Source organism: Acidimicrobium ferrooxidans DSM 10331 (genome assembly GCF_000023265.1).
Taxonomy (GTDB): Bacteria; Actinomycetota; Acidimicrobiia; order Acidimicrobiales; family Acidimicrobiaceae; genus Acidimicrobium; species Acidimicrobium ferrooxidans.
Genome location: NC_013124.1, coordinates 700,454 through 722,084, shown reverse-complemented (window position 1 = coordinate 722,084; position 21,631 = coordinate 700,454). Strand labels below are relative to the sequence as shown.

The 21,631-nt window shown below is 68.9% G+C and carries 20 protein-coding genes and 1 pseudogene; 12 read left to right on the top strand and 9 right to left on the bottom strand.

The genetic code is table 11. The features are described 5' to 3' along the window. Positions 1-42: 42 nt before the first annotated feature. Genes AFER_RS03685 through AFER_RS03675 form a run of 3 tightly spaced genes read right to left on the bottom strand, consistent with a single transcriptional unit; the run spans position 43 to position 2,249 of the window. Positions 43-963, bottom strand: coding sequence for an aldo/keto reductase (locus tag AFER_RS03685; RefSeq protein ID WP_015798155.1), 921 nt, complete (start codon positions 961-963; stop codon positions 43-45). Between the two features lie 44 nt (positions 964-1,007). Next, a complete protein-coding gene (locus tag AFER_RS03680) occupies positions 1,008-1,766 on the bottom strand; it encodes an SDR family NAD(P)-dependent oxidoreductase (protein ID WP_015798154.1) in 759 nt (252 codons plus the stop codon). Between the two features lie 36 nt (positions 1,767-1,802). Continuing rightward, positions 1,803-2,249 carry a ribonuclease H family protein gene (locus tag AFER_RS03675; protein WP_015798153.1) on the bottom strand — a complete coding sequence of 149 codons (447 nt, stop codon included), beginning with the start codon at positions 2,247-2,249 and terminating at the stop codon, positions 1,803-1,805. A 56-nt stretch (positions 2,250-2,305) separates the two neighbouring features. Between AFER_RS03675 and aceE the strand changes: the two genes are divergently transcribed. Genes aceE through thiE form a run of 3 tightly spaced genes read left to right on the top strand, consistent with a single transcriptional unit; the run spans position 2,306 to position 6,368 of the window. Further along, positions 2,306-5,044 carry a pyruvate dehydrogenase (acetyl-transferring), homodimeric type gene (aceE, locus tag AFER_RS03670; protein ID WP_015798152.1) on the top strand — a complete coding sequence of 913 codons (2,739 nt, stop codon included), beginning with the start codon at positions 2,306-2,308 and terminating at the stop codon, positions 5,042-5,044. A 44-nt stretch (positions 5,045-5,088) separates the two neighbouring features. Further along, positions 5,089-5,676 carry an HhH-GPD-type base excision DNA repair protein gene (locus tag AFER_RS03665; RefSeq protein WP_015798151.1) on the top strand — a complete coding sequence of 196 codons (588 nt, stop codon included), beginning with the start codon at positions 5,089-5,091 and terminating at the stop codon, positions 5,674-5,676. Then, on the top strand, positions 5,673-6,368 hold the full coding sequence (gene thiE, locus AFER_RS03660) for a thiamine phosphate synthase (protein WP_015798150.1): 696 nt from the start codon (positions 5,673-5,675) through the stop codon (positions 6,366-6,368). Before AFER_RS03665 ends, thiE begins: the two co-directional genes overlap by 4 nt. Here thiE and AFER_RS03655 read toward each other — a convergent pair. Next, positions 6,365-7,036 (bottom strand): hypothetical protein, encoded by a 672-nt coding sequence (locus AFER_RS03655; RefSeq protein WP_143711931.1) that lies wholly within the window; start codon positions 7,034-7,036, stop codon positions 6,365-6,367. The two genes, thiE and AFER_RS03655, sit on opposite strands and share 4 nt — an antisense overlap. Positions 7,037-7,057: 21 nt before the next feature. Here AFER_RS03655 and AFER_RS03650 point away from each other — a divergent pair, with 21 nt between their 5' ends. Further along, positions 7,058-7,945, top strand: coding sequence for a RimK family alpha-L-glutamate ligase (locus AFER_RS03650; protein WP_049755294.1), 888 nt, complete (start codon positions 7,058-7,060; stop codon positions 7,943-7,945). Then, positions 7,942-8,733 (top strand): ATP-grasp domain-containing protein, encoded by a 792-nt coding sequence (locus tag AFER_RS03645; RefSeq protein ID WP_015798147.1) that lies wholly within the window; start codon positions 7,942-7,944, stop codon positions 8,731-8,733. The genes AFER_RS03650 and AFER_RS03645 overlap by 4 nt, the downstream gene beginning before the upstream one ends. On the opposite strand, the gene AFER_RS03640 is transcribed toward AFER_RS03645, so the two are convergent. Together AFER_RS03640 and AFER_RS03635 are read right to left on the bottom strand one after the other, a co-directional pair. Beyond that, positions 8,715-9,074: a carboxymuconolactone decarboxylase family protein gene (locus tag AFER_RS03640; protein WP_015798146.1), complete on the bottom strand. Its 360-nt coding sequence runs from the start codon at positions 9,072-9,074 to the stop codon at positions 8,715-8,717. The two genes, AFER_RS03645 and AFER_RS03640, sit on opposite strands and share 19 nt — an antisense overlap. A 188-nt stretch (positions 9,075-9,262) precedes the next feature. After that, a complete protein-coding gene (locus tag AFER_RS03635; protein ID WP_015798145.1) occupies positions 9,263-9,682 on the bottom strand; it encodes a hypothetical protein in 420 nt (139 codons plus the stop codon). Between the two features lie 132 nt (positions 9,683-9,814). On the opposite strand from AFER_RS03635, the gene AFER_RS03630 reads away from it, so the two are divergent. The 5 genes from AFER_RS03630 to AFER_RS03610 are packed head-to-tail and all read left to right on the top strand — an operon-like array spanning position 9,815 to position 14,544. Continuing rightward, positions 9,815-10,420: an MBL fold metallo-hydrolase gene (locus AFER_RS03630; protein WP_015798144.1), complete on the top strand. Its 606-nt coding sequence runs from the start codon at positions 9,815-9,817 to the stop codon at positions 10,418-10,420. Beyond that, on the top strand, positions 10,417-11,013 hold the full coding sequence (locus tag AFER_RS03625; RefSeq protein WP_015798143.1) for a nitroreductase family protein: 597 nt from the start codon (positions 10,417-10,419) through the stop codon (positions 11,011-11,013). Before AFER_RS03630 ends, AFER_RS03625 begins: the two co-directional genes overlap by 4 nt. A 49-nt stretch (positions 11,014-11,062) precedes the next feature. Continuing rightward, complete coding sequence (locus tag AFER_RS03620) at positions 11,063-11,773, top strand: response regulator transcription factor (RefSeq protein WP_015798142.1); 711 nt, start codon at positions 11,063-11,065, stop codon at positions 11,771-11,773. A gap of 9 nt (positions 11,774-11,782) precedes the next feature. Further along, complete coding sequence (locus tag AFER_RS03615; protein ID WP_015798141.1) at positions 11,783-13,354, top strand: sensor histidine kinase; 1,572 nt, start codon at positions 11,783-11,785, stop codon at positions 13,352-13,354. After that, positions 13,351-14,544 carry a phosphodiester glycosidase family protein gene (locus AFER_RS03610; protein WP_015798140.1) on the top strand — a complete coding sequence of 398 codons (1,194 nt, stop codon included), beginning with the start codon at positions 13,351-13,353 and terminating at the stop codon, positions 14,542-14,544. Before AFER_RS03615 ends, AFER_RS03610 begins: the two co-directional genes overlap by 4 nt. Positions 14,545-14,680: 136 nt before the next feature. On the opposite strand, the gene AFER_RS03605 is transcribed toward AFER_RS03610, so the two are convergent. The 3 genes from AFER_RS03605 to ald form a co-directional block, all read right to left on the bottom strand. Further along, on the bottom strand, positions 14,681-15,946 hold the full coding sequence (locus AFER_RS03605; protein WP_015798139.1) for an aspartate aminotransferase family protein: 1,266 nt from the start codon (positions 15,944-15,946) through the stop codon (positions 14,681-14,683). Between the two features lie 75 nt (positions 15,947-16,021). After that, a complete protein-coding gene (locus AFER_RS03600) occupies positions 16,022-17,392 on the bottom strand; it encodes an NAD(P)/FAD-dependent oxidoreductase (RefSeq protein WP_015798138.1) in 1,371 nt (456 codons plus the stop codon). Further along, positions 17,392-18,447, bottom strand: coding sequence for an alanine dehydrogenase (ald, locus tag AFER_RS03595; RefSeq protein WP_015798137.1), 1,056 nt, complete (start codon positions 18,445-18,447; stop codon positions 17,392-17,394). Before ald ends, AFER_RS03600 begins: the two co-directional genes overlap by 1 nt. A 283-nt stretch (positions 18,448-18,730) precedes the next feature. On the opposite strand from ald, the gene AFER_RS03590 reads away from it, so the two are divergent. Continuing rightward, complete coding sequence (locus AFER_RS03590; protein ID WP_015798136.1) at positions 18,731-20,305, top strand: gamma-glutamyltransferase; 1,575 nt, start codon at positions 18,731-18,733, stop codon at positions 20,303-20,305. Further along, positions 20,299-21,549, top strand: a pseudogene (locus AFER_RS12885) (acyl-CoA dehydrogenase family protein); the annotation flags it as partial. The gene AFER_RS03590 and the pseudogene AFER_RS12885, both read left to right, overlap by 7 nt. Positions 21,550-21,631 lie beyond the last annotated feature (82 nt).

The following is a 21,631-nucleotide window of genomic DNA, read 5'->3' as shown; positions in this document are numbered from 1 at the left end:
CAGTCAACGTCCACACAATTCCTCGCCGCCGCACCGATGCACTCACCTGACGGGCCACGCTGCTTGCGCAGAGGCCTCGAGACGGACGACGTCTTCGTTCGTGAGCGACAGCGCCCCGGCCTCGACGTTGTGCTCGAGCTGGGAGACGCTGGACGCGCCCGGGATCGCCACGACGTTCGGGTGTGACAGCACCCACGCGAGCGCCACCTGTGCCGGCGAGGCACCGTAGCGAGTCCCCACGCGTCGCAACTCGTCGAGGACTGGACGCGCCCGGAGCAGCCCGGTCGGCGAGAAGGCGCGCCGCAGCCGACGCACACCCCTCGGCCGATGCGTCGTTGTGTAGGTCCCTGCCAGGAGTCCCTGCTCGAGCGGCGAGTAGGCGATGACCAACCGGTCGTTGGCCTGGGCCCACGGGACCAACTCCCGAAGGCTGCGGCGGACCACCAGTGACAGGTGGACCTGGTTCGAGACGATCGGGACGTGACCTGTTCGCTCGGCGGCGCGCCAGGCCGCCAACGAGAAGTTGGACACCCCGAGCGCACGAGCCCCACCAGCGAACACCTCGGCCTCGAGTTCCTCGAGCAGCTGGTGCGTGGGCACCAGTGGATTCGGGAAGTGTACCTGGTAGAGGTCGATGGCGTCACGACCGAGACGCTGGGCGGAGGCGCGGAGGTGGCGAGCAGCCCTGCCCGGGATCGGCAGCGTCGGAGCGTACTTGGTGGCGACGACCACGTTGGCCCGCGACGACGCGAGCGCCTCGCCGAGGATCCGCTCGGAGCGCCCCGAACCGTAGACCTCAGCCGTGTCGAACAAGGTGACGCCGAGCTCGAGCGCCCGCTCGACGATCAAGCGAGCATCGTGGTTGGCGTAGGCCTCCCCATAGCCCCACTCTCGCGAGCCGAACTGCCACGTCCCGAGGCCGACCGCGGACACCTTGAGTCCGGCTGCCTCGACGTAGCGCACGCGAACCAGCCTAGGTCAGCCGATCGACGACTCCGCGCGCCGGTTCATCGAGGCGGCATGCGCAGCGCGCCGTCGAGGCGGATGACCTCACCGTTGAGGTAGTGGTTCTCTGCGATCGCCTCGACGAGCTGCGCGAAGTCGGCTGGTTGGCCGAGTCGCTTGGGGAAGGGAATCGACGCGCCGAGGTCGCGGCGCACCTCCTCGGGAAGTTGACCGAGCAGCGGCGTGTCCATGATGCCCGGCGCGATCGTCACGACCCGGATCTGCGCGCTCGCGAGATCGCGTGCGGCCGGCAACGTCATGCCGACGACGCCGCCCTTGGAGGCCGCATAGGCGATCTGGCCGATCTGGCCATCGAAGGCCGCGATCGACGCCGTCAGCACGATCACCCCGCGCTCGCCATCGGCCGGCTCGCTCGCTCCGATGGCGCGAGCCGCGAGCCGGAGGAGGTTGAACGTCCCGATCAGATTGACCCCGATGACCCGTTGGAAGGACGCCAACTGATGCGGCTCGCCCGAGCGGCCAAGGACACGCTCGGCAATTCCGATGCCCGCACACGCCACGCCCATACGCACTGGCCCCAACGCTGCAGCCCGGTCGAACGCGCGAGCGAGTTGCTCTTCGTCCGTCACGTCGGCCTCGACGAACTCGGCGGACAGTCGCGCAGCAACGGCCGCCCCGGCCTCCGCATTGCGGTCGACGATCACAACATGGGCACCTCGCCCGATCAAGCGCTCGGCGACCCCGAGCCCAAGACCAGAGGCGCCTCCCGTAACCACCACCGACGATCCACGCAGCTCCATGAGGCCACCTTAGTGACGAGGTCGTCGGCGCACCCGTCAGACGCCGCGCGCCACCGCACGGGCCGCAGCTTGGGCGAGCCGGTCGACCTCCTCGTTCCCAGGATCGCCAGCGTGGCCACGCACCCATTCGAAACGAACGCTGCGGCCCTCGTCGAGCACGAGACGAAGGACGAGCTCCCACAGGTCGCGGTTCGACACGGGTTGGCCCTTGGCGTTGCGAAAGCCGTTCTGCCGCCAGCGTGCCCACCACCGCTCCTGGAAGCACCGCACGACGTACTGCGAGTCCGAGCGCACGAGTACGAGGGGCGCGGGGTCTGCCTCGAGCGCTCGAAGCACCGCGGTGAGCTCCATCCGCTGATTGGTCGTCTGCGCCTCCGAGCCGGACGCTCGACGTCCCGTGAGAGGCTCGAACCAGGCCCAGCCACCAGGACCCGGGTTGCCCAAACAGGCTCCATCGGTGTAGACGAGACGCTCGACGGCCATCCGCGCCAGGCTAGCGGGGAGTCGACACCGACATCGGGAGCTGTCAGAATGGAGGCGTGATCATCGACGGCTTCGCACATCAGATCCCCGACATCGACCCCGACGAGACGGCGGAGTGGGTTGACTCCTTCAACGCACTCGTCGACGAGCGAGGTCGCCAGCGAGCCACCTTCATGCTGATGAAGCTGCTCGAAGCGGCGAGGGAGCGCCAGGTCGGCTTCCCCGCGACGGTCTCGACACCCTACATCAACACCATCGCACCGGAGAACGAGCCATGGTTTCCGGGGGACGAGGCCATCGAGCGCAGGATCCGTGCGTTCATCCGTTGGAACGCCGCGGTGATGGTGACGAGAGCGAACCATGCCGCGGACGGCATCGGCGGGCACCTGTCGACGTATGCGAGCTCGGCAGCTCTCTACGAGGTTGGCTTCAACCACTTCTTCCGCGGTAAGGACACCGAGTACCCCGGCGACTTCGTCTACTTCCAAGGACATGCTTCACCAGGTTTCTACGCCCGCGCCTTCCTCGAGGGACGCCTCACCGAGGCGCAGCTGAATCACTTCCGCATGGAGGTCGGTGGCCAGGGCCTGTCGTCGTATCCGCATCCGCGACTCATGCCGGACTTCTGGGAGTTCCCCACGGTCTCGATGGGCCTCGGGCCCATCCAGGCGATCTACCACGCGATGTTCAACCGCTACATGGAGAATCGCAAGCTCGCCCAGGCCGCTTCCAGTCGCATCTGGGCGTTCGTGGGCGATGGCGAGCTCGACGAACCCGAAGCGGTGGGAGCGCTCGGTGTGGCCGGACGCGAGCACCTCGACAACCTCATCTTCGTCGTGAACTGCAACCTGCAGCGTCTGGACGGCCCAGTTCGGGGCAACGGCAAGATCATCCAAGAGCTCGAGGCGACCTTCCGCGGCGCCGGCTGGAACGTGATCAAGGTGATCTGGGGCTCGAAGTGGGACGAGCTCCTCGCCCGGGACGTCGACGGGGTGCTGCTGAACAAGATGAACACGACGCCAGACGGCGACTTCCAGAAGCTCGCGACCGAGTCGGGGGCCTACATTCGCGAACACTTCTTTGGACCCGACCCACGCCTCCGTCGCCTCGTGGAGCACCTCTCCGACGAGGAGCTCCAGGCGCTCCCTCGTGGTGGACACGACTACCGAAAGCTCTACGCGGCCTACCACGCCGCGGTGAACCACACGGGTTCACCCACCGCGATCCTCGCCAAGACCATCAAGGGTTGGACGCTCGGCCCGGACATCGAGGCGCGCAACGCAACCCACCAGATCAAGAAGATGACCCGGGAGCAGCTCCTCGAGTTCCGTGATCGCCTCCACCTGAACGACGTGATCTCGGACGAGATGCTTGCGGGCGAGGATCCGCCCTACATCACGCTTCCTCCGGGCTCGATCGAGGAGGAGTATCTCCACACACGGCGCCGCGTCCTCGGCGGCTACCTCCCGAAGCGCGTCGAACGCGCACGGAGCCTCCCTGCGCCGAGCAGCGAGGCGTTTGCCGAGTTCTACGACGGCTCTGGCGCCCAAGCGGTGTCGACGACGATGGTGATGGCTCGCATTCTGCGATCGCTCATCAAGGACCCACAGGTCGGATCCCGTATCGCGCCGATCGTGCCGGACGAGGCGCGGACGTTCGGTCTCGAAGCGCTGTTTCGAGAGGCCAAGATCTACTCGTCGATCGGACAGCTCTACACGCCGGTCGACGCCGGGCTCTTGCTGTCCTACACCGAGGCACAAGACGGCCAGATCCTCGAGATGGGCATCACCGAAGCCGGTGCCACGGCGATGTTCACCGCGGCCGGCACGTCGTATGCAACGCTCGGCGTTCCGATGATCCCGGTGTACCTCTTCTACTCCATGTTCGGCTTCCAGCGGACGATGGACCTGCTTTGGGCGGCCTCGGACGCACGAGCGCGCGGCTTTCTCGTCGGCGCCACGGCGGGGCGCACCACGCTCCTCGGTGAGGGCCTCCAGCACACCGATGGACATTCGCTGCTCCTGGCGGCGGCATTCCCCAACGTGCAGGCCTACGACCCAGCGTTCGCCTACGAGATCGCAACCGTCTTCGAGCACGGGATCGCCGACATGTACGGTCCCCAGCCGAGAGACGTGATCTACTACCTGACGACCTACAACGAGAACTACCCGATGCCGCCCGCGCCCGACCACCTCGAGCGAGCGGCACTGGTCGAGGCGATCATGCGCGGCGGGTATCTCTTCCGTCCTGCCCCCGAGATGGGTGACGTCGAGCCGATCTCGGCAGCGACCCCTCGCGATCGGCGCCGTCCCGTGACGCTGTTCTTCTCCGGAACCGCGCACCGGGCAGTGCTCGAGGCCCAGAGCGAACTCGCTCGCCACTGGGGCGTGGCAGCGACCGCATTCTCGATCACGTCGTACAAGCGCTTGCGCGAAGACGCCCTCGAGGCCGAGCGCACGGAGCGACTGACCGGGACCGAACGCCAGCGCGTGTGGCTCGACGAGCTCATGGCCCAGTCGAGCGGGCCCATCGTCGCCACCACGGACTACGTCCGGCTCGTCGCCGAACAGGTCGCCAACTTCGTCGATCGACCTTTCCTCGCGCTCGGCACGGACGGCTTCGGTCGCTCGGATACGCGCGAGGCGCTTCGACGCTTCTTCGAGGTCGACGCGGCGCACGTCGTCGTCGCCGCGATCGCGCAACTCGTGCGCATCGGCGAGGCGAAGCCCGAGGAACTCCACGATGCGCTCGCGCACTACGGAGTCTCACCCGAGCGCTTCGACCCGACCATGTAGGCTCGAGGGCACGCCACTCATACGGTCCCGTCGAAGGAGCAAGCGTGATCGAGCTCTACCTGACCGACGACGAGCGCGCCAACGAGCTGCTCGCCACCGATCACTTCGCCCTCCTCGTTGGCATGCTGCTCGACCAGCAGATACCGATGGAACGAGCCTTCCGAGGTCCGCTCGAGCTGGAGCAGCGCCTCCGTGCGCTCGGTCGCACGTTCGATGCGTGCTCGATCGCGGCGATGGACCCCGAGGACCTTGCACGACTCGTCGCCACCAAGCCAGCGCTGCATCGATTCCCGACCTCGATGGCCAAGCGCATCCATGCACTCGCCGTGAGCGTGTGCGAGCATTACGCCGGCGATGTCACCGCACTCTGGGAGGACGTGCGCGACGCGGCCGAGCTGCGCCGGCGCATCGAGGCCATGCCTGGGTTCGGCGACGAGAAGGCACGCATCTACCTCGCCCTGCTCGCCAAGCGCTTCGGCGTTCGTCCCGACGGGTGGGAGCGCGAGAGCGAGCCCTTTGGCGAGCCCGGCAGCTTTCGCTCGGTCGCCGACGCCGTCTCGCCAGAAGCCATCGAGCGCATCCGTGAGACCAAGGCGGCGGTCAAGGCCGCTCGCGCCAAGGCGCGGCAGTGACGAGGTCGCTCGGGGACCGCTGCCTGTACCTGTGCGTCCCGCTGCGGCGTGACCTGCTTGCGTTCGTCGACGCAACCGTGCGCGGCGGTGTCGACATCGTCCAGCTCCGGGCGAAGGACGCGCCCGATGGACTCGTGCTTCGCGCCGCTCGAGACCTCGCCCGGCTCCTTGCGCGGCGCGGCGTGCCGTTCATCGTGAACGATCGGCCGGACATCGCACTCGCCAGCGACGCCGACGGGGTCCACGTCGGTCAAGACGACCTCGACGTCGGCACCGTTCGTTCCCTCGTCGGCCCCGACAGAATCGTGGGCTTGTCGACGCACGCACCAGCCGAGTTCAACGCCGCCTCGCCACTTGCCGACTACCTCTCCGTCGGGCCGGTCGAGCCCACACCGACGAAGCCAGGGCGCCCCGGCACCGGCCGCTCCTACGTCGCCTTCGCACACCGAGCAGCCGAGGCTCGACCCCGCTTCATCACCGGCAACGTCACGGCTCAAGCCATACCAGCGCTCGTCGCGGCGGGTGCACGGCGCTTCGTCGTCGTGCGGGCACTGACGGAAGCCCCGGACCCGAGGCAAGCAGCGCACGACCTTCGCGCCGCCATCGAGCTCGCGCGCGAACAGCCGAGCTGGGGCACACCCGGCGCCGCCACTCTCACGCACAACCGCCGATCCTCCACGCCCGTGCTCTAGGCCTCGGGCGAGGCGACCTCCCCAGACCACGGGGCCCGCTCGATCCAGCCCGCCACGATGGCGAGGACGCGCGCATCGAGCACGAAGCTGCGCGCGGCCCCAGAGAGCCGATGCATCTCAGCCTCGGGTGCGATCGTCTCGATCGCACCGACGTCGCGCTCGTGGTCGGTGACGACGAGCACCGCGCAGGCCAGTGCATCGCCGGATTGATCGATGCTCGCATCCGTGTCGAGGTTCACGCCGAAGGCGACCGCCTCGCCGATCGTCCACGGGTCGACGAGCGCCACCCCCACGACCCGCTCGTCGCGGCCCAGTGCAACGCCGACCCCGGCTGCCACGGTCGCCGCCAGCACGACGACAGGCCCTCCGACCTCGGCCAGGACACGCCGTGCATCCGCCAGCGCTTCTCGCTCTCGGAACGCACCACCGCCATCGAGTCCTCGCGGCGCAAAGGTGACCACCGGTCGGCGCGACAGCTCCGCAAGACGATCGGCGAAGCCCCCGAGCACCTCGACGGGAGGGCCACCCCCCACGGCCTCGGTGGCACCGAACAGGGCGAGCACCGTCACGCCTTCCTCGACGTCGTCGAGCCCTCCCGAGGCCGTGAGGACGACACGTCCGTCGAGGATGTCGTCTCGGCTCACCACCCCCACACGTCCTCCCGTCACCGCGACCCGTAGACTCTGCGCGTGCACCCGGCGCCAAGCCATCGTACGCGCCCGCTGGACATCCTGGTCGTGGCGAACCTTGGACTCGGCCCAGCATTCCGCGCGAACGCTGGCCTCTACCTCCACGCTGCGCGTCAGCGAACACCGCATGTCGGCGTCCTCGATCTCTCGCGCGAGGCCATCTGGCTCGACGACCCGCCGCATGCACGCTTCGTGCTGATGCTCGACAAGGACGCCTCCACCGCCGAGGCGCTCCGCACTGACGGCGCGCAGGTGGTCAACTCGCCAGAGGCCATCCTCGCCTGCGACGACAAGCGCCGCACCGATGCACGTCTCGTCGGCGCCGGCCTCACGGTCCCGAGGTCCGTACTCCTACCGCCGCTCTATCCCAAGCAGCCCATCGACCCGGGTGTACTCGAGGCCACGGTGCGCCACGTGGGCCTCCCCCTCGTCGTCAAGGAGGCCAAGGGCTCGTTCGGATCGCAGGTCCACCTCGCCGAGACGCTCGACGATCTCATCGACATCGCCTCGGCACTCGCGGACCGTCGCCTCCTGGTGCAGCGCTTCATCGCATCGTCGCGTGGTCGCGATCGACGGCTCCAGGTCGCTCGCGACCGCGTGGTGGCTGCGATGGAGCGCCGCCAGCGCCACGACTTCCGAGCCAATCTCTCGGCAGGTGGCGCGGGCTATCCGTACTGGCCCTCCCGGCGCGAACAGACGCTCGCCATCGAAGCTGCGAGAGCCGTGGGCGCCGAGAACGCAGGCGTGGACCTGCTCATCGACGACGACGGCGAGGGCTCGATCGTCTGCGAGGTGAACGCCAACGCACACATCTGGCGCCTCAGTGCCATCACCGGCATCGATGTCGCAGCCGCGGTGCTCGACCAGCTCCTCGGCCCCAGCCGATGAGCCGCGTCCTCCTCTGTTACGATCCATGGTCCCTGGCGCGCAACGTGCACTTTGCACGCGCGCTCCGCGACGGGCTCGAGCGACACTTCGGCTCGTGCTCGCTCCGCATGGTCGGGCCCGGTGATCGCCCGGCGTTGGCTGCCGACACCGCCATCGCGATCGCCCGCTCGCGCGATCGCGAGCTGCGTCGCTGGCTCGCCGACCGGCTCCCGGTCGTGGTGAACCCACCGCTTCTGGCCCTCATCGGCAACGACAAGCTGGCGACCGCCCGGTGGCTCGCCGAGCACGAGCTCCCCGGACCACCAACGACGCCCTCGTGGCTCGCACACCGCGCCTTCTCGGCCACTGATCTCGTCGTCAAACCTCGAGCGGGCCACGGCGGCCACGGCGTGCGCATCGTCCCGGCAGCCGCACCACCCAGGTGCGATCTCGACGCGTGGATCACCCAAGCCTTCGTCCAAGGCGGTGAGCGCGTCCTGCGCGCCTACGTCGTCGGGAGCACGATCGCAGCATGGACCGAGCGACGCGCGGCCGACGGGGTGGCTGCGAACCTGAGCCGTGGAGCATCGGGACACCTCGCCACACCGACTCGCGAGTCCCATCGCCTCGCTACCCGTGTCATGGGTCTGATCGGACCTGGCTACTACGGCATCGACCTCTTCGAGCACGACGACGACGTGGTGGTCAATGAGATCGAAGATGTCGTCGGAGCACGAACACTCGCTCGCGCTGGGATCGACGTCGTCGATCTCGTCGTCCAGGCCGTGGCTCACTCAGCGGTTCGATAGTCCTCGCGAAACTCGAGGAATGCCTGATAGGCGCGTGGGCCATAGACGGTCCCGGGGCCGCCGGTGAGCAAGACCACGACGCCGAGCGCCTCCGCGACCTCTTCAGCGGTCGCGCCTTGCCGTGCCGCACCGCGCGCGTGCGACGCGATACAGCCGTCACACTGGGTCGTCACCGCAACCGCGAGCGCGATCAGCTCCTTGGTCTTGGCGTCGATGTGGCCGGCCTCGAGTGCATGGCGGTGCAACGTCGCATAGGCGTGCCACGTCTCTGGGATCTGGGCACGGAGCTCCTTGACCGGGTCGCGAAGCTCGTCTTGCACCTCATGCCAGTGTTGGCTCATTGACCGCTCCCTTCTGGCCAGCCACCTCGTGCGTCGATGGCACCGACCGCACGCTATCTGGCCGCGACGCCGAAGCCAACCTCACCGACTCGCTCCGGGCCGATCGACGCAGTCCCAAGCGGCGCATCGATCCAATCGGCGTATCGGCTGCGCAACGCAGGTCGACCGGCTCCCTCCGGTGCACCCGGCTAGCGCGACGTGCCGCCCACGGACTGGTCGAACCGTTGGGGGTACCTGCGGGCCTGCACCCAGACCGCGAGGTTGACGCCCGCCACAGCGACGAGCACGACAGCGGCAGCGACGAGGAACCCGATCCACATGAACCCGAGCGCCCCGACCGCAGCCGCGATCACCAGCCCGACCACCGAGAGCCGGACACGTCGTCGGCGCCACCTCGTTCCCCCGAAGGGGAGTCGCGCTCGACCGAAGGTTGCGTCGTAGAGAGCCGGCACCGAGGCAGCTCGCTCGACCTTGAGGAGCCGACGCTCGTACTCATCGAATCCCATCGCGCCCGAACGCAGACGTTCGACGAGAATCGCTCGAGCCCGATCCCGGTCGTCCTTCGCGACCGGAACAGCCCACTCCCCCGAGCGCCGGACACGTCTCACCTTCGGTCCCCTCACTCACGACTCGTCCGTCACGACGACCCGTTTCCAGTGTACCCACCACCGTTCGCCGCACGCTGAGGCGCGCACGAGCCCGTCCCCCAGATCCAGGCGAACCAGCTAGGCTCCCGCCACGTGGGCGCTCCAGAGCTGGTCATCACGCTCGACGATGTGGTCGTCGAGCGCTTCGTCCTGGCACCACTCGAGAACAATGCCTGGCTGTGCTCCTGGCCGGGCGGAGGTGTCCTCATCGACGCCCCGAGCGATCCAGACACGCTCTGGCGAGCTGCCGAGGAACGATCGATCACCTCTCTCCTCATCACCCATGGCCACGCAGACCACATTGGCGCCGCTCCAGCACTCGCGGCGCGAGGCATGAGTGTCTGGATGGGTGCGGCCGACGGCCGTGATGCCCCGTGGGTCACCCATCGCATCGAGACATCGCAGCAGCTCGTCATCGACGACGTCACGATCGAGGCGATCTGCACCCCGGGCCATACGCCAGGGTCGGTCTGCTTCGCATTCGGCACGTCACTGTGCGCCACGGGCGACACGCTGTTCCCGGGTGGTCCAGGCAAGACCGGCTCACCCCAGGACTTTCGGACGATCATCGACTCGATCTCGGCCGAACTGTTCGAACAGCTGCCCGATCCGTGCGTCCTTCTGCCAGGACATGGGCGCATCACGACCGTCGGGGCCGAGCGCCCTTCCCTCGCGACCTGGATCGAGCGTGGCTGGTGAGCGACGACAGCCTGCTCGAGCTTGCTCGACGCGCACCGGCACTGACCGTGATGGCGACCCGGCGCTCCGAACCGAAGCTCGCGCCGCCAGCGCCCTCGGCGGCCGAGCTTGCCTTCGCCATCGAGATGGCTGCGACGGCACCCGATCATCGCTCTCTCACGCCCTATCGGATGGTCGCGATCTGGCCCGACGCAGCAGCGGCGATCGTCGCCGACATCGAACTCGAACGCCCCGACGACGCTGCACGTGCTCGAGTGAGCTTCTCCCGTGCGCCGCTCTTCGTCGCGGTGATCGCGAGCCCCGACGCCGCCGCTCGCACGAGCGTCGAGGAGCAGCGTGACGCCGCCGTCGTCGCGACCGGGTATCTCCTGCTCGCCCTGCGGGCACTCGGGTACGGCTCGATGTGGCGAACAGGGCGCCTCGCCCGCGACCCGGTCCTCGCCAGCGCACTTGAACTCGCTGTCCACGAACGCATCGTCGCGCTCGTCGGCGTCGGCACCAGTCTCGGCCTGCCCACGCACCCACGCTCACGTAAGCCGCGTCTCGAGCAGCTCGGATCGGCAGACTCTCAGGAAACCTTCGGACTCGCTTGAGGCGAGCCCCGAGCAAACCTCGTAGGGTCCGAGTGCTGGGAGGTGTGTCATGCGACTGCTCATCGTCGACGACGAGGAAAACTTGCTCGCCAGCTTGAAGCGCGGGCTCAGCGCTGAAGGCTTTGCGGTCGATACCGCGAGCGATGGCACGACGGGGCTCGACATGGCGCGCCATGCCCCCTACGACTGCATCGTCCTCGACATCATGTTGCCCGGTGTCAACGGGTTCAAGTTCACGCAACTCCTGCGCGAGGAGCGCAACTGGACACCCATCTTGATGCTCACGGCCAAGGACGGTGAATACGACGAAGCCGAGGCGCTCGACACCGGTGCCGACGATGTCCTGAAGAAGCCGTTCTCGTTCACCGTGCTCGTCGCGCGCATCCGAGCGCTGTTGCGTCGTAACGTCGAGAGCCACCCACCCATCCTCCAGGCCGGCGACTTGACCCTCGACCCAGCGAGTCACCGTGTCACGCGCGGCAACGTGACCATCGATCTGACGACCCGCGAGTTTTCGTTCCTCGAGCTCTTGCTGCGCAACAAGGGCCACGTCCTGCGCAAGCAAGACATCATCGCCCATGTGTGGGACTACGATTTCGAGGGAGACTCGAACATCGTCGAGGTCTACATCGGGTATCTGCGCAAGAAGATCGATGTCCCGTTCGGCACGAAGGCAATCACCACCATCCGCGGCGTGGGATATCGCCTGGAGGAGGATGGTGGCAGAAGCGAGGCGATGGCGTCGAGCGCCAGTGAGTGACCGCGGCCCATGCGGCTGAACTCGCTCGGATACCTGGGGCGTCTCGCACGATCTCGTTGGCGCGTCGTTCGGTTCTTCGGTCGCCTCGCTGCGTCGGTGGTGGTCCGCACCACCGTCGCGGCCACCGTCGCCGTCGGTCTCGCGCTCCTCGCAAGCCTCGTCGCTACCGTGCTCGTGCTCCGTACCGCCCTGACGAGGGGGATCGTCCAGACCGCTCGTAGCGAGGCCTACGACATCGTCCTCCTCGTGCGCAACGGCGACGTGCCTCGACCGCTCCCGCTCCCGCGCGGCGATCTTGCGGCCCAGATCGTCTCGAGCACCGGGCAGGTCGTCGCTGCGACCCCCAACCTCCGTGGCGTCGCCCCACTCGTCAATCCGCACCACGTCCCACCCGCCGGTCTCGTCGTCACGCGGGCGACGAGCAAGGCGCGGTCGATCCTGGTCGGCCACGACATCGACATCCGATCGGTGCTCGTCGCCGAGCCCATCGCGCTGACCACACGCGCAGCAGCGACCCTCGCGCACAGCGCCGTACCTGCCCAGGTCGGCAGCTCCGGCGTCGAGACCTACTACGTGTTCACCATCGCCTCGCTCGCCAGTGTCGATCAGGCGACGAGGACCTTGGTGCACATCTTCGACGTCGTCTATCCGCTCGTGCTCCTCGTCGTCGCCAGCGCCACGTGGTGGCTGGCGAGGCGAGCGCTGGCACCGGTCGACCAGATGATCAGCGACGTCGCAGAGATCACCTCGTCGCAGCTCGACCAGCGCGTCACCGAACCGCCGGGCGACGATGAGATCGCCCGACTGGCACAGACGATGAACGCCATGCTCGCACGGCTCGAACACGCGCTCATCCGCGAGAAGCAGTTCATCCAGGACGCGTCGCACGAGCTGAAGAGCCCGCTCTCGGCGCTGCGCACCACCCTCGAGGTCGGTGCGCTCCACCCGGAGATCACCGACTGGGACGAATCGACGCAGATCGCCCTGTCCGAGGCGGATCGCATGCAGCGCCTGATCGAGAGCCTGCTCCTCCTCGCGCGCGCCGAGACCGGACCCCGACGCCCCGCCTCCACGGAGCTCGACCTGGTCGGTGTCGTCGAGGACGAGGTCGCTCGCCTCGAACGCCTCAATCCCCGCCTGAGCTTCGCGCTCGCTACCGATGTGCATGCCACGATCGCTGCCGAGCCAGAGTTGCTCCGGTCGCTGGTTCGCAACCTGCTCGAGAATGCTGCACGACACGCGACCTCTCGCGTTCGGGTTCGGACGTCCACGCTCGTGACCGGCTCCCTCGGGCCCGGCGTGACGCTCGATGTGGACGACGACGGACCCGGCATCCCTCCTGATCGCCGCGACGAGGTCTTCGAGCGCTTCGCGCGGCTCGATACGGCCCGCGCCCGTCATGACGGCGGTACGGGCCTTGGGCTCGCCATCGTACGAAGCGTCGCCGTCGGGCTCGGGGGTCGCGTGCGCGTCCTCGACAGCGACCTCGGTGGCGCCCGCTTCCGAGTCGAACTCCCCACTGCTACCGTGACTGCAGCCGTTTCGTTCGCCACCCCCCTGCGACAGAAGGAGCTTTCGTGAGTACCGTCCAACGATCCGCGCCGAGCCGCCCCCGCATCGAGCGGCTTCCTCGCCGTCGCCGCTCGCGCACGTTCCGTCTGGTTCGCGCCGTCGTGCTCGTCGTCGTCCTCGCCATGGCGAGTTGGGCCGGCATCGGCACCGTGACGATGCCCGGTTCGGCGTCGCTCGGCGTGAAGTTCGTCGAGTGGGTCCGCGGACACGGGGGCGCGAGCTTCGTCGCCTTTCTCGAGAACACCTGGTACGCCATCAACCAACCGCCGACGGGCGGGAAGCCACCGCGTCACGCGCTCACACCGGTCGGCCACGTCGACGCAACCGCGTCGGGGCCGCTCCCGGCACCGGCCCGTGTGATCCCGTTCGCCAAGCCGCCGCTCGCCAACGAGGGCGTTTGGACCCCGGAGGGGCCGCTCGTCAATGGCGTCCCTACCCTCTACGTCACCCTCATGCGCCCGGACCCCATCCATACCTCGCTGGTCGCCGGGGTCGCCTGGATGGACACTCGGCTCCTGCGCTTCATCCAGTATGCGGGTGCCCAGGAACCGCCTGGTGGCGGTCCTTGGCCCTACATGGCACCGATCACGAACCCGGTCGCAGCCGATCTCGTCGCCGCCTTCAACTCCGGCTTTCGCATGCAAGACGCGAACGGCGGGTACTACGCCTATGGCCGCACGGCGGTTCCCTTGCGCAACGGTGCCGCCAGCTTCGTGATCTCGACGAGCGGCGTGCCCACCATCGAGACCTGGACGCACGGCAACCATGTGCCCAAGGGGATCGCGGTCGTTCGACAGAACCTGATCCCGCTCATCTCCAACGGGCGCATCAATCCACTCGTGAACTCGACCAACTTCGCCATCTGGGGCGCGACGGTCGGGAACCAGCTGTTGGTGTGGCGCTCCGGCGTTGGCATCACCCGTAACGGCGCGCTCGTCTACGTGACGGGTCCCGGCCTGTCGGTCGCGTCGCTCGCCCGCCTCCTCGCGCGCGTCGGAGCGGTCAACGCGATGGAGCTGGACATCAACTCCGACTGGACGGACTTCTTCTACTTCAACCACCAGCTCGGCCAGGCAGCCTCGCCGTCCGACGGCTACCGCTTGGTCTACGACATGCTCCGGCCGCCACAGCGCTACTTCGAGGGCACCGCTCGCGACTTCGTCGTCGCGGAGGTGCGTCCCTCACTCGCGAACGGCTAGACGCCTCGCGGCCGCGCGCGCGGGGCGCGGCCACGGCGCCCGACCGCGGTGACCTGCACCTGGCCGACCGCCCCCGCTCGAGCACTTCGAGTGGGGGCGGTCGGGGGAGACCGAGAGCCTCCCGACCAGGACGCTCCTACCGCTGTGCGAGCACGTGGGCCAGCGACGCCTCGAACGCGGCGGCGGCCTCGTCGATCTCGGCCTCGCTCACCACGAGCGGGGGCATCCAGCGGATGATGTTGCCGAAGGTGCCAGCACTCATCGCGAGCACGCGGTGGCTCGCCTGCATCTCGGCGAGCACTCGGCCGACGAGGTCCGCATCGGGCCGCCCCGCGTCGTCACGAAGCTCGACACCGACCATCAGCCCGAGGCCACGAACTCGGCTCACGCACTCGAACTTCTCGGCGATGCGCTCCATCGACGCCTGCAGCTGGGCGCCACGTCGAGCCGCATTGTCGACGAGCCCCTCCTCCTGGATCACCTGGATGGTCGCGAGCGCCGCCGCGACGCCCATGGGGTTGCCGCCATAGGTTCCTCCGTGGCTCCCGACCGGCCAGCGCTCCATCAGCTCCCACGATGCTCCGATCCCCGAGAAGGGAAATCCCGACGCGATACCCTTCGCCATCACGAGGATGTCCGGCGTGACGTTGGCGTGCTCGACGGCGAACATCCGCCCGGTACGACCAAAACCGGTCTGCACCTCATCGGCGACGAACACGATGCCGTGCGCCCGGGCGCGTTCGACGACGCCGGTGAGGAACGCCGCCGGCGCCGGGATGTAGCCTCCCTCGCCGAGCACCGGCTCGATCACCACGGCGGCGGTCTCGGCCGGCGCCGTCTGCGACGCGAGCAGGTAGTCGAGGTAGTCGAGTGCCTCGTCCACACTCACCTCGTCACCCACCCGACTCGAGCGCGGGAAGCCAGGGAACAGCGAGACGAAGACGCCAGCGGGCAGCGGCATGTAGCCGGCCCGGTACCCGGTGCGCGAGGTCGTCATGGCCATCGCCTGGGCGGTGCGGCCATGAAAGCTCCCCTGGAACACGATGACGTTGGGGCGCTTGGTCGCCTGGCGAGCCAGCTTGACGGCCGCCTCGGTTGCCTCTGCACCCGAGTTCGAGAAGAAGAATGTGTCGATACCGTCGGGCGTGATCGCATCGAGGGCATCGGCGAGCGGTTGCAAGAGGTCGTGAGTGTAGATGTTCACCTGCGCGTGGATGAAGCGCTCGGCCTGACGAGCGATGGCTTCGGCGACCTTGGGATGCGCGTGACCCGTCGAGGTCACGGCGATCCCAGCCGTCATGTCAAGCCATGCCTGACCGTTCGTATCCCACACACGCGCGCCTCGGCCATGCGTGACCGTGATCGGCGACACCTTGCTCCACACCGGTGCCAAGCGGCCCATCGCCTTGCCTCCTTCTCGTCTTGACCGCACCTGGGCGGTCTCGCTCCACCTTACGACGTACCATCGCAGCGAACGCTAACGACCGAGCACTGCTCCTCGGAGCACGTCCACTGCGCGCTGCGCGTGCGGCCGACCCTCCAGCGCATCGCCGAGTCGCGTGAGTCCGAGCCCAACGTTCACGCCAAGCCACCGCATCGGCTCCGGCTCCCACCGCCGCACCGGTCGGCCGAGGATCACGGCGAGGTCCGGATCGAGCCGCACCCCAGTCGCGTACGCCGCCGCGAGCTGGCCCGCGAGGCGCGTCATCGCGACGCCGTCGCCTGCATACCCGCCGACGAAGACGATGCGCTCGCTCGGATCGTGCAGCACCCGAGGATACCAATCGCGCGAGACACCGATGGTACCGCCCCACGACGCCTCGATCTCGATGGGCCCGGCCTCACGCAGCAGCTCCGCGAGTGTCGCGGCGAGGCCGAGGCGCATCCTCGCGCCGACCTCGGTCGCGAACTCGACGCCAGAGCCGAACCGATACGGCGCGCCTCGTCCGCCGAAGATCACCCGACCGTCGGCTCGCAGTTGACCATAGATCACGAGACGCCGACCATCGGAGAAGGTGAGCCCTGCCTCGGGGTTGCCCAGGCGCTCACGCTGCGCCGCCGAGAGCGGTGCCGTCGCGATGATCTGGGATGCCACCGGGGCGAGCGCCCGATGCCAGCGCGGTTCGGCGGCGCTGTAGGACTCCGTCGCCCACACCACCTGCGATGCCCGGACGCGACCGCCGACACCCACGAGCACGCCGGGTGCACCCGAGTGGACCCGACTCCGCTCGAGCACGAGACCTCCACGCTGCTCGAGGCGCCGAGCCAGCAACTCGACCAGCTTGGCAGGGTGCACCGAGGCACACACGGGCTCGAAGACTCCGCCGACAGCGCCGTCGATCGCCAACCGAGCCCGCACGCCTCGCGCGTCGAGGAGCACCCCAGGGTCCCGAAGGCCGAGCGCCTGCTCCTCCCGGACATCGGCCACCAGCTGCCGCCACTGCTCCTCGCTTCGGGCCGCCACGACGGTGCCGGCTCGGTGCCACTCCACGTCCGCGGCGTCATCGCCGAGGGCGGCTTCGATCTCGTCGAGGTTCTCGACGAGACGTGTGCGCAACGCCCGTGCCCCCTCCGGCCCGAAGCTGCGCGCCACCGTACCCCAGCTCACCGGGAACAGTGCCGACGCCCAGCCACCGTTGCGCCCGGATGCGCCCCAGCCGACCCGCTCGGCCTCGAGCACCACCACGGAGGCGCCCGGACGAGCGTCGAGCACCGCGTGTGCGGTCCACAGGCCGCTCAAGCCACCGCCGACGATGGCGACGTCCGCCTCGAGGGATCCATCGAGCTGCGGACGCCAACGGTCGCGACCGAGCTCACGCAGCCAGAGGCTGGGTGCGGGCAGCGACACTAGAGCCCAAGGGCATCGGCGACCGTCGGGTGCACCACCCGACCGTCAGCGACGTTGAGCGCGGTCGCGAGGAGGGGGTCATCCAGGTTCGCGGCCAGGCGGACGAGCTTCGGAGCGATCGCGGCGCTGAGCGCGCGAGACGCGGTGCGCGGGTACTGGCCCGGCACGTTCGTCACGCAGTAGTGGATCACCCCGTGGGTCTCGTAGATCGGGTTCGAGTGGGAGGTCGGTCGGGCGGTCTCGACGCACCCGCCCTGGTCGATGGCGAGGTCCACGATCACCGACCCCGGTCGCATCGATCGCACGTGCTCCTCGAGGACGAGCTTGGGCGCCTTCGCCCCGGTCACCAGGGCGGCACCGACGACGAGATCGGCATCGGCGACGGCCTCACCGATCGCGTGCTCGGAACTCGCGAGCGTCGCCGTGACGATCCCGCGCTCGTGGGCCTCCATCAAGCGGTGCAGGTCGATGTCGATCCCGGTGACCTCCGCATCCATGCCGCGCGCACCACGCGCCGCCATCGTTCCTGCGACACCGAGCCCGACGACCACGACACGAGCCGGCGGAACGCCTGCCGAGCCGCCAAGGAGCACGCCCGACCCTTGGGCCAGGTAATGAGCGCCCACGATGGCGGCGGTGCGTCCGGCGACCTCGCTCATCGGCGCGAGCAGCGGCAAGCCGCCTCGCTCCTCGAGCGTCTCGAACGCATACGCGCGCACCCCAGCGTCCATGAGCGCCCGCGCCAGTTCGGGCTCGGCCGCCAGATGCAAGTACGCAAAGAGGACGAGGTCGCGCCGGAAGTAGGCCCACTCGTGACGCTGGGGCTCCTTCACCTTCACGACGAGATCCGCACTCCAGGCCTCCTGGGCACTGGCCACGATCTTCGCGCCGACCGCCTCGTAGTCGGCATCACCAAAGCCAGCGCCACGGCCGGCACCGGCCTGCACGAGGACATCGTGCCCGGCCTGGACACAGCTCTTGACCGCGCTCGGCTCGAGCGCTACCCGTCGCTCGCCATCCTTCGTCTCCGCCGGCAGCCCGATCGTGCGAATCATGCTCTGCTCCTTCTTGGCCGTGTTCTCGGCCTTGCCCTCTCGGCCGTGCCCTCTCGGTGCTGGCCTCGTGTGCCCTGGACGTACGCCGCGGTCGCGCTGTGGCAACGCGGAGCGCGGAACCGTTGTGTACGCTAGCGCATCTCGCTCCCCGAGGCAAGCCGATTCCGTATGACCACACGAGTAAATCTCACGAATCCGCCGCACAAGAGCTCGTCGACCACGCAATCGCGCATTTCTCACGGCCCTGCGCGCCGAAGCGACGTGTGGAGTAGCCTTGCGCGATGTGGAGCCACCTGTCGTCGCGTGTCACGGTTTCCCCCATGCGGCCGTCTCGAGCATCGACCCGCTCGCCTCGCAGGCGGCCCTCACGGTGCTGCGTCGCGGCGGCAGTAGCGTCGACGCTGCGATCGCGGCGAACGCGGTGCTCGCCGTCGTCGCCCCTGACGCGTGCGGCCTCGGTGGCGACGTCGTCGGACTTGTCTATCAACCTCGCACACCCCGCACGCCACCTCGTGTCCACGCGCTGGTCGGCATCGGGCGCGCCGGCTCGAACGCGAACGCCGAGATCCTGCGAGAGCAAGGGTTTCGCACCATTCCCCGCGACCATCCAGCGGCGATCACGGTGCCAGGGGCCGTCGACGGTTGGCTCCTCGCCCACGAACGCTTCGGCCGCCTTGCCCTCGATACCATCCTCGCCGACGCGATCGACTACGCGCGCAACGGCTTCGCCGCGCCCGCCCGTCTCGCCGCTGGCGCACGCGAGCTCTCGGACCTCGGCTTTCGCTCGGAGCTCACGGCGGCGTTCAAGGGTCGCTTCGTCCCTGGCCAGCGGATCCGTCACCACGGCATCGCCCGCACCCTCGAGGCCATCACGCGTCTCGGACGCGAGGGCTTTTACGCAGGCGAGGTCGGAGCCGAGCTCATGGCGCTCACCCAAGGCGCACTGCGAGCAGAAGACCTCGCCCGACCCCAAGCCGAGCTCGTCGAGCCGATCGCCGTCGACGCCCTCGGGCTGCGCATGATGGGGACACCGGCTCCGTCGGCGAGCTTTCTCACCCTCGGCCTCCTCGCGGCGCTCCCGCCCGAACGACCGACGTCGCTCACGCAGGCCTATCTCGAGATGGTCGACGCCATCGAGCAGACCCGCTGGCTCCATGAGCTCCACTACGACGGGGCCGACGTCGCCGCCGCCCTCGCCGCCCCGGCTCCGTCGTCTCCGCCCGCGACCCTCCGACGCCCGAACGCACCCGACACCACGGCGATCGTCGTCGTCGACCACGCAGGGGGCGCTTGCGTCCTCGTCCAGTCGAACGCGAATGCGTTCGGCACCCGACTCACGACCCACGAGACCGGGGTCTTCGTGCACTCGCGAGGCGCGGTCGGGTTCGATCTCGATCCCGCGAGTCCGAACCAGCTCGGCCCGCGCCGCCGCCCGCGCCACACCCTCGCGCCGCTCATGGCCACCGATCCGCGTACCGGCACGTTGCGCCTCGTCGCGGGGACGATGGGAGGCGATCGTCAGCCGACGGTCATCGCCCAGGTGGTCTCTGCGACGCTGCGCGAGGGCATCGACCCGCGCACTGCCCTCGCTCGCGCCCGACTCGCCGAGACCGCCGCATCGTCCGGTCCACACCCCGGTTTCGACACCCACCACCACGACGGGAAGCGCACGTGGGTGATCGAGGACCACGTGGATCCGTCCGTCCTCGGCGAGCTCGCCGAGCGCATCGGGCCGCTCACCCTCGAGCCCGGCCTCACCACGGCCGCCGGCGTGTGCCATATCGCGATGGTTCGCGAGCACGACGTCATCAGCTGCTCGGACCCCCGGGCCGAGGACGGGAGCGCGATCGGATGGTGATGCCACGGGAGGGCGGCTACGCGAGTGGACTCGATCAGCTCGCGCTCGATCCCGTGGTCGAGCGCTGGCTCGCCGCTCGACTCTCTGCGGCTCGACGATCCGAGCTCGAGCACCTCAATCGCACCATCTCGGCCGACGCCCTCGAGGTCGCGCGCCACGTCGACCGTGACGCGCCGCCACGGCTGGTCGCCCACGACCTCGACGGCAACCGCATCGACCGCGCCCAGCTCGCCCCGACCCACGTGGCCCTGCTCGAGCGACTGCGTCCCATGGTCGCGCTCGCCACGACAGAGCCCGACGGCCTCCTCGCCGCGCTCGCCGCTGGCTACCTCCTCGCCGATCCCGGCCTCTACTGCACGATCACGCTCACCACGCAGGTCTCGCTCGCACTCGCGGATCTCGCCCCCCACCACAGCGCCACCGCACGCTTGCGCGAGGGGCCATGGTTCGGCGCGACGTGGTTCACCGAGACCCACGCCGGCTCGGACCTTGGGTCGCTCCGTGCCCGTGCGACCCAGACGCCCAACGGCGAGTGGCGGATCGGCACGGCCGAGAAGTTCTTCGCCTCGAACGCCGGACTCGCCGACGTTGCGCTCGTCGCGGCCCACGTCGGTGAGGTTCGCGGGGTCCGTTCGCTCGGGCTCTTCCTCGTGCGTCGCGAGCAGCCCGATGGCTCGCTCGCCTTCTCCGTTCGCCGGCTGAAGGACAAGCTCGCCACCCGCGCCGTCCCGACCGGCGAGGTGGATCTCGCCGACGCGCCCGCCGAACTCCTCGCAGCTCCCCCCGACGGAATCCATCGCATCCTCGAATCGCTCACGATCGCGCGGGTCGCCAACGCCATGAGCGCCGCCGGCATCGCACGCATCGCGCTCGCCGAGGCGACCATCCGTGGGCAGCGCCGCGTCGCGTTCGGTCGACCGCTGCTCGCCCATGCCTTGTTCGCCGACGAGCTCGCTCGCCTCCGCGCCTCTCAGCTCGCCACCTCGTTGCTCGCGTTCGAGCTCGCCGAGGAGACGCAGAGCTCGCTCGGATCGCACCACGGCGACCGTGCCTACCAGATCCTTCGCGCACGGTCGCACGTCGCCAAGGTCCGGACCGCCGAGCAGGCCGCCTTCGTCACCCAGCGGGCCATGGAGGCGTTCGGCGGGCTTGGCTTCGTCGAGGACGCGCCGATCGCACGATGGCACCGCGAAGCACTCGTGCTCCCGATCTGGGAGGGAACCCCCCACGTCCACGCCCTCGACGCCGCTGAGGTGCTCGCCGACCGAGTTGTGCGCGATGGCTTCGTCGAACGCATCACCGCAGCCCTCGATGGGAGCGTAGGCA

What these genes read in the sequence shown, in the direction of transcription:
- AFER_RS03645 (WP_015798147.1), top strand. Translation starts at nt 7,942, where the DNA reads ATGAGCCGCGTCCTCCTCTGTTACGATCCATGGTCCCTGGCGCGCAAC.
- AFER_RS03675 (WP_015798153.1), bottom strand. Translation starts at nt 2,249, where the DNA reads ATGGCCGTCGAGCGTCTCGTCTACACCGATGGAGCCTGTTTGGGCAAC.
- AFER_RS03615 (WP_015798141.1), top strand. Translation starts at nt 11,783, where the DNA reads ATGCGGCTGAACTCGCTCGGATACCTGGGGCGTCTCGCACGATCTCGT.
- AFER_RS03680 (WP_015798154.1), bottom strand. Translation starts at nt 1,766, where the DNA reads ATGGAGCTGCGTGGATCGTCGGTGGTGGTTACGGGAGGCGCCTCTGGT.
- ald (WP_015798137.1), bottom strand. Translation starts at nt 18,447, where the DNA reads ATGATTCGCACGATCGGGCTGCCGGCGGAGACGAAGGATGGCGAGCGA.
- AFER_RS03620 (WP_015798142.1), top strand. Translation starts at nt 11,063, where the DNA reads ATGCGACTGCTCATCGTCGACGACGAGGAAAACTTGCTCGCCAGCTTG.
- AFER_RS03640 (WP_015798146.1), bottom strand. Translation starts at nt 9,074, where the DNA reads ATGAGCCAACACTGGCATGAGGTGCAAGACGAGCTTCGCGACCCGGTC.
- AFER_RS03605 (WP_015798139.1), bottom strand. Translation starts at nt 15,946, where the DNA reads ATGGGCCGCTTGGCACCGGTGTGGAGCAAGGTGTCGCCGATCACGGTC.